Origin of the sequence: Phytobacter sp. V91, assembly GCF_965644225.1 — a bacterium.
In the GTDB taxonomy this organism is placed as follows: Bacteria; Pseudomonadota; Gammaproteobacteria; order Enterobacterales; family Enterobacteriaceae; genus CBFFRJ01.
Map to the genome: position 1 here is coordinate 1 of NZ_CBFFRJ010000118.1, position 15,896 is coordinate 15,896.

A 15,896-nucleotide genomic window follows, 5' to 3' on the forward strand; every position below is an offset into this window, starting at 1 on the left:
ACAGCTCAGCTAAGGTAAGGCTAATACAGATAAGGACTCCACTGAACCCCACCGATTAAATCGCACCTTCCTTAGATGAAGAGATAGTAAACACCACGTTCTTCGACTGACTATCCCTACGGACTATAGAGAGAAGTTTAAGAGAATTTGATGAAATGTCTGTACAAGGGAATATCCTCATAGCCCTATTAGGCATAAATATTCTATTCGATAGAGAGTAAATTATGATTCTATTCTTTTATCCCTACATCATGCTTTGCTACAGTGCTGGATACGCTTTATTGCAAACTCTGGATGGGATGGGATTGATTAGTACCAACTTTATAGAATTGAGCACAGAGGGTGTTCTTTTAAGCAGTTACTGGTCTCCAAATAAAGTTGCTATAGTCTTAGGCGGTTCTATTTTTGGGTTCTTTATTTTATTATTACCCTTTATTTTTTTGAGTTCATGGGTACTTGCCAGAAAAAAGGGGCTCATCATTTCCTTTGTGCTTCTTATAACCCCAGGACTACTATCACTGTGTCACCTTCTTCCTGTTATTCAGTGGTTGCCATTGACCTATGCAATAGGGGGGACAGGTGTAACGGGTAACGCAGCTGGACTCGCAAGTCTGAGTTTCATAGGACTATTGTGCGGATGGATATTGGCTATAATCATTAGTGATGTTTTTGCTACAGGAGAGAAATTCAGACAGTGGACAGATATTTTCCTCATCTTAACAGCAGTTGGTAACGGTATTTTCTGGGTATCAGACAGAGAGGTAGCTGTCGGTAAAACAGCATATGAGGAAACAATTACAGATATTAATGATGCAGCCAAATATCTTCTTGTTCAGGTGAAAGACTACAGCCGCATGTGTGACAATAGCGGGCTTTCCGAAATGTCATCTTGTCAGTGGGCATCGTACATTCAAGAAACGCTAGAAAATATTGCCAGTACGAAATCATCTGTTATTGAATATGTAATGCCTGAAAACCTTGACACCTTTTACAGAATTCCTGAGTACTATAGCAATCAAGTATCTCCGGATAAAATCAGACAGGAATTTCAAAACTACAATAAAAAACTATGTCCAAATAAGTCTCTTTCAAAAGCAATAACACAATTGCCACCACCTTCCCGATGGTGCCAAACTCCCCCTCCAGCGTACTGTAATGCCATTCAAGAGGGGAAATTTAAAACAGGCATGTCAGACCGTTTCGCTGTCGCCAATGAATGTGTAATTACATCATTATTAATGTACCGCCAAGGTTTATTGAAAAAACAAGCTCGTTTATCCTTAAGTAAAAATGCCCCTCATTATAGATGGATGTGGTTTATTGCTATGTCTTTTTTTATTGGTGGGAAAATTGCCAATGTAATGACAAAAATAGGCAACTTAGAGAATCGTAGCATAACTGAAAAACATAGAGTTAAATTTATCCTTTTAAAAATATTTGGCTTTATTGTGCGTACATTAATAAGATGTATCGCCGCATCTCAAAAAATATTTGTTCCAACGACCAATTTTATCAAAAAATTAAAGAGAACAAAGCATGATACTAAAATAAAATAGTGACAAATGTTCAACTGCAAGGTTAATCTTGGTGTTACAAGGAATAAATAACAAGGGGTACTTTTCCCTGTACCCCTAGAGTTTAAGTTGGATGATACGTATGAATCTACTGTGGAAATTCACGCTAGTGGCAACAGCGTTTTGTACTCAGCCGTTTATATATTAGCACCCATAGTTAATTGAGCGTGAAGCTCAGTAATCTTATTGATTATCTACTTGTTGGAAGATCTCGCGGATCGCTCTTGCCGATGAAATCAGTGAGCAAATTGCTCTTAGTGATAATGCCATTGGGAAAAATTACCAACCGGCTACCCCCTTAAGGCGTGTCGATTAACTTTAATTAAACGAATATGGCATTCAACTCACTCTCCATTACCCCGGTTGATCTTCGCATAGTCAAACGGCGTAATCGCTCTCTCCCGATTCGCATCCAGAAAGTCCGCCCACCACTGCAACATCAGCTTGCGCTCATCCAAGTGTTCCGCTTTATGGATATATGCCGCCCGCACCGAGTTACGTTCCATATGGCTCATCTGCCTTTCAACCGCATCCTTCGACCATAGTCCTGACTCAATTAACGAACTACAGGCCATTGTACGGAAGCCGTGGCCGCAAACCTCAACCTTAGTGTCATATCCCATCACCCGTAGCGCACTGTTTACGGTGTTTTCACTCATTGGCTTACGCGGATCATGATCGCCAATAAAGATCAGCTCATGTTCGCCACAGAACTGTTTTATCTGCTTCAGGATCGCCAGCGCCTGCTTTGAAAGTGGCACCAGATGAGGTGTACGCATCTTTGATCCTCGCTGAGAATGTTTCACGCCGGGAATAGGCTCTCGCTCAGGCGGAATGGTCCACATTGACGTTTCAAAATCGATCTCTGACCAGCGAGCAAAACGTAGCTCACTGGATCGAATAAAGATAAGCAGGGTAAGTTCAGTTGCCCAGCGGGTTAGCGGCCTGCCTGTATAGCCGTCTATTTTCTGGAGTAATTCAGGGATGCGCTTTAATTCCAGAGCCGGACGATGCTGTCGATTGCTGGAAGCAACCGCCCCCGCCATCTCTTGCGCCGGGTTATAATCAATTAGACCGCTTTGCACCGCATAACGCATGATGGCCGTGGTGCGCTGTTGAAGACGGGAAGCCACTTCAAGACGTCCAGATGTCTCCACGGCTTTAATGGGAATTAATAGATCGCGGGTGCCTAGTTCAGCAATATTGCGAGCACCAATTGCCGGGAAGATATTATCCTCCAGGCTCTTTTTTACGCGATGAGCATGATCTTCCGACCATTTTTGGTTAGTCACAAGCCACTCTCTGGCAACCTTCTCGAAAGTAATAATCTCTTTCGCCTGCTCTTCTTTCACAGCACGTTTATGCTCACGAGGATCGATACCAGCAGCTACCAGCTTCCTGGCTTCTTCCCTTTTCTTCCTAGCATCCGCCAGTGAAATTTCAGGATAGACACCGAACGCCATCAAATGCTGTTTACCGCCAAAACGGAAACGAAATCGCCAATACTTGGAACCGTTAGGTTTTACAAGTAAGAACATGCCGTCACCGTCAACAAGTGAATACTCTTTCTCCTCAGGTTTCGCAGAACGAACTTTAGTATCCGTTAGGGCCATAATGGTCCTCCTTCCATTGGTATCTCGTGAGTATACAAGCAATATCGAATCGGTAAATATACTCATTAGTATACTCACAAGCTTGTTGATGTGGGTTGACTCAGGTTGACTTCAGTTGAGGGAAAAAGCTGGGGAAGCCTTGTGTGCAGCGGATTTCAGGCATAAAAAAAGACGTCGATTGACGTCTATTTATATACTTTTGGTGCCGAAGGCCGGACTCGAACCGGCACGTATTTCTACGGTTGATTTTGAATCAACTGCGTCTACCGATTTCGCCACTTCGGCACTGAAGGGGATGCTGATAGCGGGTTGCATTATACCTGTTGCAGGCCTCTGCGCAAGCATTCCCCCGCCCTGCCTCGTCTAAATGCCGAAAAAATCGGCATTTCTCCCGCTCCCCCTGCTCTTCACTGGAAGGCTGCTCGCAAAACGCTGCAACGTGACGGTGGTGGTTTACATTTTTCTCGTCTTGTTATCTGATCCTGTTACAGGTTGCTGGTATTCACCACATCCATAACTCAGGACAAGACATGCGTTTCTATCAGGTCGAACCCACGCTGGAGAACTACTGGCGCGGCATCATCCTCTTTGGCAAAAATGTCGCTTCCTACAAGTTCGCGCTGGCGCATGCGTTGTACGACGTAAAGCGCGATGGCAGCGACCTTATCCTGCTGGAAGATCTCGCCGTGCCGTTCAGCCAGCATCTGTGTCGTCATCTGGCGCAGGCACCCAAGCAAATCACCTCTGCCAGAAGTCAGTATCTCGATGCCTGCCGTCAGTTTAATGCCGGGGAGATTGACCAGAATGCCCTCACCACCGCCACGGTGCGCTTCGGCTTTAACAACGTGATTGATGCCTTCCACAACGTGAACCAGGGCGAGATTGAGAAACGCTTTTTTATTGATGAGCGCAAAGGTAACAAAGGCATTCGTCTGACGACAAACTTCCATCAGCTTACCGAGCGGCAGCAGTTTCAGAACCTGAAGTTTGAGACAAACGCGCGCTGGAATCTGGTCGAGCAGGGCTGGGCGATGGGCGTGTCGCGCAACCTTATCGCCGTTGAGCATGACGAGCAGGACAATATGCTGTTCAGCATCCAGAATAACCGCCGCATTACCATCACCAGCTGTCGCGACAGCCTCAACGGCTATCAGAAAGGGCGTTGCTTCTACTGCTTCGCGCCCATCAGCGTGGAGCCAGGCGACGCAAACCTGGCCGATGTCGATCACTTTATTCCGTGGATGCTCAAAGACCAGGTGGGGAATGTAAACGGTGTCTGGAACCTGGTGCTGGCCTGCAAATGTTGTAACCGCGGGCAGCAGGGAAAATCATCCCGTATTCCTTCAGCCAGACTGCTTCAGCGCCTGCACGATCGCAACGAATACTTTATTACCAGCCATCTTCCGCTACGTGAAACCCTGATCCGCCAGACCGGAGCAACGCCTGAACTTCGGGCTAATTTTTTGTCAAATAACTGGAACACTGCACAAGTAACCTTACTCCACCAATGGGAACCCAAAGCTGTCGGGCCGGATACCTTCTGATGACAATTAACTACTACCAACAACATGCGCAGGCATTCTTCTCCGATACCATCGGCGTCGATATGGCATCACTCTACGCCCCTTTTATTGCGCACCTCGCGCCCGGTGCTTGCGTGCTGGATGCCGGATGCGGTTCCGGTCGCGATGCCCGTGCCTTTGTGGAAATGGGTTATGCGGTCGAGGCCTTTGATGCCTCGTCGGAAATGGTGCGAATGGCAACGGAGCACAGCGGTCTGCCCGTCAAACAGATGACCTTTAACGAGGTTGAGGCCTGCAACCGCTACGATGGTATCTGGTGCTGTGCGTCGTTACTGCACGTCCCCGCGCAGGAGCTACCCCAGGTGATGAGCACTCTCGCCCAGGCGCTCAAATCGGGCGGTATCTGGTACGTCTCCTTTAAATATGGCGACAGCGAGCGTGAAAAAGGTGGTCGCCATTTTAGTGATTTAACTGAAGCGGGGCTGAACGCGCTGGTCGCTCAGCTTACGGGCATCCGGGTTCAGTCGATGTGGACAACGCAGGACAAACGCCCAGATCGCAGCGAAACCTGGCTTAACGCCCTGTTACGCAAAGATTAGATCCATGAATTCCTCTATCTTCTACACTCAATTCTCAAACCATCATGAGGGAAAGGCGATGTCGATTATCAAAAGCTATGCCGCTAAAGAAGCCGGGGCTGACCTGGAGCTGTTCGAGTATGACGCGGGAGAGTTATGTCGAAGTTCAGGTGGATTACTGCGGAATCTGCCATTCGGATTTGTCGATGATCGACAACGAATGGGGCTTCTCACAATATCCGCTGGTCGCCGGGCATGAAGTCATTGGCCGGGTGGTGGCGCTGGGCAGTGCGGCGCAGAGCAAAGGGTTGAAAATCGGTCAGCGTGTGGGTATCGGCTGGACGGCGAAAAGCTGCGGCCACTGCGATGCCTGTATCAATGGCGACCAGATTAACTGCCACACGGGTGCGGTGCCGACCATCCTCAATCGCGGCGGCTTTGCCGACAAAATTCGCGCCGACTGGCAATGGGTAATTCCCCTGCCGGACAGCATCGATATTGAAACCGCAGGCCCGCTGCTGTGCGGCGGCATCACCGTGTTCAAACCGCTGCTGATGCACCATATCACCGCCACCAGCCGCGTCGGGGTGATTGGCATTGGCGGGCTGGGGCATATCGCCATCAAGCTGCTGCACGCCATGGGCTGCGAAGTGACAGCCTTCAGTTCGAACCCGTCAAAAGAAGCCGAAGTGCGCCTGATGGGGGCAGACAATGTGGTCAACAGCCGCGACCCGGAAGCGTTAAAAGCGCTGGCGGGCCAGTTTGATCTCATCATCAACACCGTCAACGTTGATTTGCAGTGGCAGCCGTACTTTGAAGCTCTGGCCCACGGCGGCGCGTTCCATACCGTTGGCGCGGTGCTCAAGCCGCTGGAAGTGCCTGCGTTTACCCTGATTGCAGGTGACAGAAGCGTTTCAGGCTCCGCAACGGGCACCCCGTTCGAGCTGCGTAAGCTGATGAAATTTGCCGGAAGGGCGAAAGTGGCACCGACCACCGAGATGTTCCCGATGTCGCAGATTAACGATGCGTTGCAGCATGTGCGTGACGGTAAAGCGCGTTATCGCGTGGTGCTAAAAGCGGACTTCTGATGACTTCTTGCTGAGGGAAAGGCGGGAACAGGTTTGTGGGTGAGGTGCGGGGATTTTCACCCTCACCCCAGTTTTCTCCCTCAGGGAGAGGGAGAAAAGCGGGGGCCCTCTCCTGCAAGAAAGGGAGAAAGGGAATTAGCTCTTACGCAGCAGCAGCCAGAGGCTTATCAGGAAGAAGGATGCGCTTGGCAGCAGCGCGCCGATAATCGGTGGAATGCCGTAGACCAGCGTCAGCGGGCCAAAAATCTGGTCGAGCACGTAGAAGACAAAGCCGAAACTTATCCCCGTCACCACCCTCACGCCCATCGGCACACTGCGCAGCGGGCCGAAGATAAACGACAGCGCCATCAGCATCATCACCGCCACCGACATCGGCTGGAAGATTTTGCTCCACATATTGAGCTGGTAACGCCCGGAATCCTGGCCGCTCGACTTAAGGTACTTCACATAGTTGTGCAGACCGCTTATCGACAGCGCATCCGGGTCCAGCGCCACCACGCCCAGCTTGTCCGGGGTGAGGTTGGTCTTCCAGGTGCCGCTCAGGGTCTGGGCCCCGGTGACCTGTTTCGGGTCAGTCAGGTTGGACTCATCCACCTGGGAGAGCCGCCAGATTTTATGGTCTTTATCGAACTTCGCCGTTGCGGCATAGCGCACGGACTGCAAACGACGCTGGTCGTTAAAGGCGTAAATACTCACGCCGCCCAGTTCGTCATCGCTCTTCACCCGCTCGATATAGACAAAATTGTTGCCGTCTTTCGCCCACAACCCCTGTTGGGTGGAGAGCAGCGAGCCGCCATACATCGACTGCGCCCGCTGGTTACGCGCCATCTGCTCGCCCTGCGGGGCTACCCATTCGCCAATCGCCATGGTCAGCAGCACCAGCGGAATAGCGGTTTTCATCACCGACATCGCCACCTGCATGCGGGTGTAGCCGGAGGCCTGCATCACCACCAGTTCACTGCGCTGGGCCAGCATGCCAAGCCCCAGCAGTGCGCCAAGCAGGGCCGCCATCGGGAAGAAGATCTGCACGTCTTTTGGCACGCTGAGGATGGTGTAGAGGCCTGCACCCAGTGCGTCGTAGCTCCCCTGCCCGGCCTTTTTCAGCTGATCGACAAACTTAATGATGCCGGAGAGCGACACCAGCATGAACAACGTCATCATGATGGTGGTAAAAATGGTTTTACCGATATAGCGGTCAAGTACGCCAAACAACTGCATTATACCGCTCCTCTTCCCATCACGCGGGCGCGCAACCGACGCATCGGCACCGTATCCCACAGGTTCAGGATAATCGCCAGCGCCAGGTAGGCAAGGTTAACCGCCCACATCCAAATCAAGGGATCAATTTTTCCTTTTGCCGCATTGGACCGCAACGAGGTCTGCAACAGGAAGAACACCAGATAAAGCAGCATCGCCGGCAGCATCGACAGCACGCGCCCCTGACGCGGGTTGACCACGCTCAGCGGCACGACCATCAGCGCCATCATAAAGACGGTGAAGATAAGCGTCAGACGCCAGTGGAACTCCGCCTGGGCGCGCGGCGTATCGGTACGCCACAACGTGCCAAGCCTCATCTGCTCGGTATCATCCGGATCCAGCGTCACGGTCTGGTGACCAATAATGGCCTGGTAATCTTTAAAATCCGTAATCCGGAAGTCGCGCAGCAGCGCGGTACCTTCAAAGCGGGTGCCCTGATTTAAGGTCACCACCTGCGAGCCGTCCGGCTTCTGGGACAGATGACCGGAATCAGCCACCACCACCGACGGGCGCGCATTGCCTTTTGGCCGCAGCTGGGCAAGGAAAACATCGTTGAACTGGCTGCCCGACACGCTTTCAATAAACAGCACCGAGTTACCGTCTGAAGCCTGCTGGAACTGCCCCTGGGCCAGTGCCGCCATGCCAGGGTTCGCTTTGGCGTCCGCCAGTACCACATCCTGATGACGCGATGACCACGGGCTTGCCCACATCACGTTAAAAGTCGCCACGGCACCGGTGATCAGCGCCAGGATCATCGCCGCTTTTACCAGCACGCCCCGGCCCAGGCCGCAGGCATGCATGACGGTAATCTCACTCTCAGTATAAAGTTTGCCCAGCGTCATCAGCAGGCCGAGGAACAGACTGAGCGGCAGGATAAGTTGCGCCATTTCAGGCACACCAAGACCCAGTAGCGAGAGCACCAGATTGGTAGGGATTTCGCCGTCGACCGCAGCGCCAAGGATCCTCACCAGTTTCTGACAAAAGAAGATCAGAAGCAGGATGAAAAGGATCGCAAGCTGGCTTTTGAGCGTCTCCCGCGCAAGATATCTTATGATTATCACTTTACATTACGCCCGTAAAAACCAGTCTTTTTACTGGAAAATCGCTTGTTTCGTGGCTTAAACGTCATTTATTCTCTTGAGTCGTCGAAATCATCGCTAAGATTAATATACTCAGCGGAGAAACGTTTCAGACCCCGATCTGACGTGCCGAAACCTAAGTAACGTTAAGATTAACACGAAGTCACCGCAACAGCGGAGCCGAGTTACGAAAGCTTGCAATTCTATCCGTAGCCGCCGCTGTTGTCTTTAAGATTCAGGAGCGTAGTGCATGGAGTTCAGTGTAAAAAGCGGTAGCCCGGAGAAACAGCGGAGTGCCTGCATCGTTGTGGGTGTTTTTGAGCCGCGCCGCCTCTCTCCAATTGCCGAGCAACTCGACAAAATCAGCGACGGATACATTAGCGCACTGTTGCGCCGTGGCGAACTGGAAGGTAAGCCAGGACAAACCCTGCTGCTGCACCATGTTCCGAACGTCCTCTCTGAGCGCATTTTGTTGATTGGCTGCGGCAAAGAACGCGAGCTGGATGAACGCCAGTACAAACAGGTCATCCAGAAAACCATTAACACCCTGAATGATACCGGTTCAATGGAAGCCGTCTGCTTTCTGACCGAGCTGCACGTTAAGGGCCGCAACACCTACTGGAAAGTACGCCAGGCGGTGGAGACAGCCAAAGAGTCGCTGTACAGCTTTGATCAGCTGAAGACCAACAAAAGCGAGCCGCGCCGCCCGCTGCGTAAAATGGTCTTCAATGTGCCGACCCGTCGTGAGCTGACCAGCGGCGAGCGCGCCATTCAGCACGGTCTGGCGATTGCCGCGGGTATTAAAGCGGCGAAAGATCTCGGCAATATGCCGCCAAATATCTGTAATGCGGCTTATCTGGCCTCCCAGGCGCGCCAGCTGGCGGACTCTTACAGCAAAAACGTCATCACCCGGGTGATTGGCGAGCAGCAGATGAAAGAGCTGGGAATGCACTCCTACCTGGCAGTCGGCAATGGTTCGCAAAACGAATCCCTGATGTCGGTCATCGAGTACAAAGGCAATCCGGCAGAAGACACCCGCCCGATTGTGCTGGTCGGTAAAGGGCTGACCTTTGACTCCGGCGGTATCTCCATCAAGCCTGCCGAAGGCATGGACGAGATGAAGTACGACATGTGCGGCGCCGCTGCCGTTTACGGCGTAATGCGGATGGTTGCAGAGCTCCAGCTCCCCATCAATGTGGTGGGCGTTCTGGCAGGCTGTGAAAACATGCCTGGCGGGCGGGCCTATCGTCCGGGCGATGTCCTGACCACCATGTCCGGCCAGACCGTTGAAGTGCTGAACACCGATGCCGAAGGCCGTCTGGTGCTGTGTGACGTGCTGACCTACGTTGAGCGCTTCGAGCCGGAAGCGGTTATCGATGTGGCGACCCTGACCGGCGCCTGCGTGATTGCCCTGGGCCATCACATCACCGGACTTATGTCGAACCATAACCCGCTGGCCCATGAGCTGATTGCCGCCTCTGAGCAGGCTGGCGACCGCGCGTGGCGTCTGCCGCTGGGCGATGAGTACTACGAGCAACTGGACTCCAATTTTGCCGATATGGCAAACATTGGCGGTCGTCCGGGCGGGGCTATCACGGCGGGCTGCTTCCTGTCGCGTTTTAGCCGCAAGTACAACTGGGCGCACCTGGATATCGCCGGTACCGCATGGCGCTCCGGCAAGGCCAAAGGAGCGACAGGTCGTCCGGTCGCCCTGCTGTCGCAGTTCCTGCTCAACCGCGCTGGCTTTACCGGGGAAGAGTAAGTTTTGCTCCCTCTCCCTCAGGGAGAGGGCCGGGGTGAGGGTGTGATGATTCGCCCTCTCCCTAACCCTCTCCCCCTGGAGAGGGGATCTGTCCTCTGCGAAAGGGGATGTAATCCACCACAAGAAGCCCCATATCATGAAGAACGCCACGTTTTATCTTCTGGACAACGACACGCAGCAAGATGGCTTAAGCGCCGTCGAGCAGTTAGTGTGTGAGATTGCCGCAGAACGCTGGCGCACTGGCAAACGGGTACTGATTGCCTGCGAAGATGAGCAACAGGCGTTAAGGCTCGATGAGGCGCTGTGGGTGCGGCCTGCGGAAAGTTTTGTGCCGCATAATCTGGCGGGCGAAGGCCCCAGAGGCGGCGCGCCGGTCGAAGTGGCCTGGCCGCAGAAACGCAACAGCAGCCCCCGCGACATTCTCATTAGTTTGCGCACAAACTTTGCAGATTTTGCCACCGCTTTCACAGAAGTGATAGACTTTGTGCCTTACGAAGACTCTCTGAAACAACTGGCTCGCGAGCGCTATAAAGCCTATCGCATGGCTGGTTTCAACCTGAACACGGCAACCTGGAAATAATGGAAAAGACATACAACCCGCAAGATATCGAACAGCCGCTTTACGAGCACTGGGAAAAGCAGGGCTACTTCAAACCGAATGGCGATGAAAGCCAGGAAAGCTTCTGCATCATGATCCCGCCGCCGAACGTCACCGGCAGTTTGCATATGGGTCACGCCTTCCAGCAAACCATTATGGATACCATGATCCGCTACCAGCGCATGCAGGGGAAAAACACCCTGTGGCAGGCCGGTACCGACCATGCGGGTATCGCAACCCAGATGGTGGTTGAGCGTAAAATTGCCGCTGAAGAAGGTAAAACCCGCCACGATTACGGCCGCGACGCCTTTATCGACAAAATCTGGCAGTGGAAGGCAGAGTCCGGCGGCACCATTACCCGCCAGATGCGCCGCCTGGGCAACTCCGTGGACTGGGAGCGCGAGCGCTTCACCATGGATGAAGGCCTCTCCAACGCCGTTAAAGAAGTCTTTGTGCGCCTGTACAAAGAAGACCTGATTTACCGTGGTAAGCGCCTGGTAAACTGGGACCCGAAACTGCGTACCGCGATTTCCGACCTCGAAGTGGAAAACCGCGAGTCCAAAGGTTCCATGTGGCACATTCGCTACCCGCTTGCTGACGGCGCAAAAACCGCCGATGGCAAAAATTACCTGGTGGTCGCCACCACCCGTCCGGAAACCCTGCTGGGCGATACCGGCGTGGCGGTGAACCCGGAAGATCCGCATTATAAAGACCTGATCGGCAAATTTATCGTGCTGCCACTGGTCAACCGCCGCATTCCGATCGTCGGCGATGAACACGCCGATATGGAAAAAGGCACCGGCTGCGTGAAAATCACCCCGGCCCACGACTTTAACGACTACGAAGTTGGTCGTCGTCATCAGTTGCCGATGATCAACATCCTGACCTTTGACGGCGACATCCGTGAAAGCGCCGAAGTGTATGACACCAAAGGCGAAGAGTCCGACGTCTACGAAAGCACCATCCCGGCCCAGTTCCAGAAGCTGGAGCGTTTTGCCGCGCGTAAAGCCGTGGTTGCCGCTATCGACGCCCTCGGCCTGCTCGAAGAGATCAAACCCCACGACCTGACCGTGCCTTACGGCGATCGCGGCGGTGTGGTTATCGAACCTATGCTGACCGACCAGTGGTACGTGCGTGCTGACGTGCTGGCCAAACCGGCGGTGGAAGCCGTTGAAAATGGCGACATCCAGTTCGTGCCGAAACAGTACGAAAACATGTACTTCTCCTGGATGCGTGATATTCAGGACTGGTGTATCTCCCGTCAGCTGTGGTGGGGCCACCGTATTCCGGCATGGTACGACAACGACGGCAACGTATTTGTTGGCCGCACTGAAGACGAAGTACGCCAGGAAAACAACCTCGGTGCCGACGTTGCGCTTCGTCAGGACGACGACGTGCTGGATACCTGGTTCTCCTCCGCGTTGTGGACCTTCTCCACCCTCGGCTGGCCGGAAAACACCGACGCCCTGCGTCAGTTCCACCCAAGCAGCGTGATGGTCTCCGGCTTCGACATCATCTTCTTCTGGATTGCCCGCATGATCATGATGACCATGCATTTCATCAAAGATGAAAACGGCAAGCCGCAGGTACCGTTCCATACCGTCTATATGACCGGCCTTATCCGTGATGACGAAGGGCAGAAGATGTCCAAGTCCAAAGGCAACGTCATTGACCCGCTGGATATGGTTGACGGTATTTCCCTGCCGGACCTGCTGGAGAAACGCACCGGCAACATGATGCAGCCGCAGCTGGCGGAGAAAATCGCCAAACGCACCGAGAAACAGTTCCCGAACGGTATTGAGCCGCACGGCACTGATGCCCTGCGTTTCACCCTGGCGGCACTGGCGTCTACCGGTCGCGATATCAACTGGGATATGAAGCGCCTGGAAGGTTACCGTAACTTCTGTAACAAGCTGTGGAACGCCAGCCGCTTTGTGCTGATGAACACCGAAGAGCAGGATTGCGGCTTTAACGGCGGCGAAATGACGCTGTCGCTGGCGGACCGCTGGATCCTCGCGGAATTCAACCAGACGGTAAAAGCCTACCGTGAAGCGCTGGATAACTTCCGCTTCGATATTGCCGCAGGCATTCTGTATGAATTCACCTGGAACCAGTTCTGTGACTGGTATCTGGAGCTGACCAAGCCGGTAATGAACGGCGGCACAGAAGCAGAGCTGCGCGGCACGCGCAATACGCTGGTGAACTTACTGGAAGCGCTGCTGCGCCTGGCGCACCCGATCATTCCGTTTATCACCGAGACCATCTGGCAGCGTGTGAAAGTGCTCAAAGGCATCACCGCGGACACCATCATGCTGCAACCGATCCCGCAGTACGATGCCTCTCAGGTTGATGAAGCCGCAGCGGCCGATACCGAATGGCTGAAGCTGGCGATTACCGCGGTACGAAACATCCGTGCGGAAATGAACATCGCACCGGGCAAACCGCTTGAGCTGCTGCTGCGCGGTTGCAGCAAGGATGCCGAGCGTCGTGTGAACGACAACCGCAGCTTCCTGCTCAACCTGGCGCGTCTGGAGAGCATCACCGTGCTGCCCGCCGACGATAAAGGCCCGGTTTCGGTGACCAAAATTGTCGATGGCGCAGAGCTGCTGATCCCGATGGCTGGCCTTATCAACAAAGAAGATGAGCTGGCGCGTCTGGCAAAAGAAGTGGCGAAGATCGAAGGTGAGATCAGCCGTATCGAAAACAAACTTTCCAACGAAGGCTTTGTGGCTCGCGCACCGGAAGCGGTAATTGCCAAAGAGCGTGAGAAGCTCGATGGTTATGCCGAAGCGAAAGCGAAGCTGATTGAGCAGCAGGCCGTTATCGCCGCGCTGTAATCGCTACGCTGTAAACAGAAAAGCCGGGCTATCAAAGCCCGGCTTTTTTATTTCCCGGTGTCGCTTAGAACACCGCCGGGAAGAAGGACAATCCACGCGCCAGCAGGTTCGCCGGATCTTTCGCAGGGGTCTGACCATGGTTTTCTAACGTCAGGCTCTGCAAATCACCCTGCACATGGGTATTTTCCAGCACATAGCGGGTAAAGCGCACTTTCGCCCACGGCCACGCGAGGAACAGGGTAATCATGCACACCAGCACGTTGGTAATCGACAGCCACATCACGCGGCTAATGGTCACCGTGGAGGAGAAACGAATGCTTCCGGCAAGGCTCACCTGGGCATAAACGTAGTTACGCATTTTTACGAAGGCGTAGATAAAACAGAAGATTGCGCCAAAGATATAGATCAGGTACGCCAGCGCCATCTTGCCGTAGAACGGACCGGCCAGCATCGCCAACTGCTCCGGGTTTCCCCCCACCATAGTGGAGTACTGCATCAGGGAGACAAACGCCGGAACGATGATAAACATCGCCAGCGCCAGGAACGGGAACAGCAGCAGCATGGAGTAGAGCGCAATCAGGATGCACTTCTTCATAGAGAAGGTTGCAGCAAACTTCTGCGTGCCGTACTGAAGGTTATTCACCAGCATGCCGTACCACTGGGCGGTATAAATGCCCTGCATGATTGCGGTGCCCAGCAGCAGCGCCAGTGAACCAATCCCGATGCCGACGAAAATAGCCGTGTAAGAGCCGGTGCCAATGGTGCTGCTCATCAATACCGAGAAAACAATAATGGAAGCGACCATGATTAACAGCGGGCAACCCAGCATCACCCACCAGGCACGCAGCGGGCTGGCATAAAAGCTAAAGCGCACATTATTAATTTCCGTCATCAGGAACTGATAACGCAGCCCCTGGGTGACGAGCCATGGGAAGAACAGCAAAAATAACCCTGTCATACACAAGGCTAATATGGCGTTATTATTCACCATGTTAACCAGGAATATGACGTACAACACCACCAGACACAGCCAGCCAACAAATACCGAACTGCCGGTGGCGTGATAAGAAAAACGCGCCCCTTCCAGTTCAGTATTCGCATAAAAATAACGACGGGCCCGCACTAACGCCCAGGGTAAGAACAATCCCAGGGTTACAATAGTCAGTAAGATATTGACTAACCATATCCAGAAATATCCGGCACCGCTTCCCTGGAATGAGAAATTCCGGGAAGGTGCCGCCGCAGCACCTTGAGTTTCAAAAGTCATAACAATCCTTATCGTAAATAGGACAACAAATAAACCACATAAACATTACGGTATTTTTATTTCCGTTATTAAGTTTAGTTAATTATGTGCTAAAAATGTAGCGCCCAATTTTACTGGTATTGTCAGCGGCGGCTGGAGATGGTATGACGAAAGAATGCCAAGAAGTGTAATAAAGACCGAAGCGGGCTCCGGCCAGAAGAGATCAAATAAAGGGAACCACAGGCATTACGCCGCGTGAAACCTTCGCCACAAGACCAGTATCAGCCTGCTCATCGGTATCAGTCAGTGCAATATTGTCGAGATCGCCTTCAACCCAGGAGTGATTTGCCTGGTAGCGGATAAAGCGCATTTTCATCCACGGCCAGGCAAGGCCGAAGGTAATCATGGATGCAAACACCATCAGCAGCACCTGCAAAATAAAGCCGGTGAAAGTCAGTGTGGAGCGGAAACGGATCCGTCCCTGGGCAAGCGCAAGGCCATTCATAAAATGATTACGAAAGGCCAGCCAGAGGTATGCAGAAGAGAGCAGAATCCCCGCAAGATAGAGGATATAGCAGACAAGGATCTTGGTACGATACTGCAATACCATCGCGCCTATTAACTCGTCATTCCCCCCATCCGTGGCTGAGAACATCGTAACTTGATTAAGGAAGGTGCGATTTAATCGGTGGGGTTCAGTGGAGTCCTTATCTGTATTAGCCTTACCTTAGCTGAGCTGTA

Annotated in this window: 12 protein-coding genes, 1 tRNA gene and 1 pseudogene; 7 read left to right on the top strand and 7 right to left on the bottom strand. The window is 52.8% G+C overall.

Annotation, left to right across the window (positions count from 1 at the left end; genetic code table 11):
- Positions 1 to 224: 224 nt before the first annotated feature.
- Positions 225 to 1,556 carry a hypothetical protein gene (locus tag ACSZO4_RS19870; RefSeq protein ID WP_437890803.1) on the top strand — a complete coding sequence of 444 codons (1,332 nt, stop codon included), beginning with the start codon at positions 225 to 227 and terminating at the stop codon, positions 1,554 to 1,556.
- Positions 1,557 to 1,918: 362 nt separating this feature from the next.
- Here the strand turns inward: ACSZO4_RS19870 and ACSZO4_RS19875 are convergent, their stop codons facing one another.
- Both ACSZO4_RS19875 and ACSZO4_RS19880 read right to left on the bottom strand, forming a co-directional pair.
- Positions 1,919 to 3,187 (bottom strand): tyrosine-type recombinase/integrase, encoded by a 1,269-nt coding sequence (locus ACSZO4_RS19875; protein WP_437890805.1) that lies wholly within the window; start codon positions 3,185 to 3,187, stop codon positions 1,919 to 1,921.
- A 200-nt stretch (positions 3,188 to 3,387) separates the two neighbouring features.
- Positions 3,388 to 3,472: transfer RNA gene (locus ACSZO4_RS19880), tRNA-Leu, on the bottom strand.
- A 245-nt stretch (positions 3,473 to 3,717) separates the two neighbouring features.
- On the opposite strand from ACSZO4_RS19880, the gene ACSZO4_RS19885 reads away from it, so the two are divergent.
- The 3 genes and pseudogenes from ACSZO4_RS19885 (at position 3,718) to ahr (ending at position 6,376) form a co-directional block, all read left to right on the top strand.
- Entirely contained in the window at positions 3,718 to 4,731 is a 1,014-nt protein-coding gene (locus tag ACSZO4_RS19885) for an HNH endonuclease (protein WP_437890807.1), read from the top strand.
- A complete protein-coding gene (locus ACSZO4_RS19890) occupies positions 4,731 to 5,309 on the top strand; it encodes a class I SAM-dependent methyltransferase (RefSeq protein ID WP_437890809.1) in 579 nt (192 codons plus the stop codon). The genes ACSZO4_RS19885 and ACSZO4_RS19890 overlap by 1 nt, the downstream gene beginning before the upstream one ends.
- A gap of 58 nt (positions 5,310 to 5,367) precedes the next feature.
- Positions 5,368 to 6,376 (top strand): annotated as a pseudogene (ahr, locus tag ACSZO4_RS19895) (NADPH-dependent aldehyde reductase Ahr).
- A 135-nt stretch (positions 6,377 to 6,511) separates the two neighbouring features.
- On the opposite strand, the gene lptG reads toward ahr, so the two are convergent.
- The 3 genes from lptG to ACSZO4_RS19910 form a co-directional block, all read right to left on the bottom strand.
- Positions 6,512 to 7,594, bottom strand: coding sequence for an LPS export ABC transporter permease LptG (gene lptG, locus ACSZO4_RS19900; protein WP_437890811.1), 1,083 nt, complete (start codon positions 7,592 to 7,594; stop codon positions 6,512 to 6,514).
- Positions 7,594 to 8,694 (bottom strand): LPS export ABC transporter permease LptF, encoded by a 1,101-nt coding sequence (gene lptF / locus ACSZO4_RS19905; RefSeq protein WP_437890813.1) that lies wholly within the window; start codon positions 8,692 to 8,694, stop codon positions 7,594 to 7,596. The genes lptG and lptF overlap by 1 nt, the downstream gene beginning before the upstream one ends.
- A 64-nt stretch (positions 8,695 to 8,758) precedes the next feature.
- The gene (locus tag ACSZO4_RS19910) at positions 8,759 to 8,809 is read right to left on the bottom strand and encodes a hypothetical protein (RefSeq protein ID WP_216637209.1); all 51 of its coding nucleotides are present in this window, start codon (positions 8,807 to 8,809) and stop codon (positions 8,759 to 8,761) included.
- Positions 8,810 to 8,962: 153 nt separating this feature from the next.
- Between ACSZO4_RS19910 and pepA the strand changes: the two genes are divergently transcribed.
- The 3 genes from pepA to ACSZO4_RS19925 all read left to right on the top strand — a co-directional run bounded on the left by pepA (position 8,963) and on the right by ACSZO4_RS19925 (position 13,909).
- Positions 8,963 to 10,474 carry a leucyl aminopeptidase gene (gene pepA, locus ACSZO4_RS19915; protein WP_437890815.1) on the top strand — a complete coding sequence of 504 codons (1,512 nt, stop codon included), beginning with the start codon at positions 8,963 to 8,965 and terminating at the stop codon, positions 10,472 to 10,474.
- Between the two features lie 136 nt (positions 10,475 to 10,610).
- Positions 10,611 to 11,054 carry a DNA polymerase III subunit chi gene (holC, locus tag ACSZO4_RS19920; protein ID WP_437890817.1) on the top strand — a complete coding sequence of 148 codons (444 nt, stop codon included), beginning with the start codon at positions 10,611 to 10,613 and terminating at the stop codon, positions 11,052 to 11,054.
- Entirely contained in the window at positions 11,054 to 13,909 is a 2,856-nt protein-coding gene (locus ACSZO4_RS19925) for a valine--tRNA ligase (protein ID WP_437890818.1), read from the top strand. The genes holC and ACSZO4_RS19925 overlap by 1 nt, the downstream gene beginning before the upstream one ends.
- A gap of 64 nt (positions 13,910 to 13,973) precedes the next feature.
- On the opposite strand, the gene ACSZO4_RS19930 is transcribed toward ACSZO4_RS19925, so the two are convergent.
- Together ACSZO4_RS19930 and ACSZO4_RS19935 are read right to left on the bottom strand one after the other, a co-directional pair.
- Complete coding sequence (locus ACSZO4_RS19930) at positions 13,974 to 15,176, bottom strand: YjgN family protein (protein WP_437890819.1); 1,203 nt, start codon at positions 15,174 to 15,176, stop codon at positions 13,974 to 13,976.
- Positions 15,177 to 15,378: 202 nt separating this feature from the next.
- The gene (locus ACSZO4_RS19935; protein ID WP_437890820.1) at positions 15,379 to 15,810 is read right to left on the bottom strand and encodes a DUF898 family protein; all 432 of its coding nucleotides are present in this window, start codon (positions 15,808 to 15,810) and stop codon (positions 15,379 to 15,381) included.
- Positions 15,811 to 15,896: the final 86 nt, after the last annotated feature.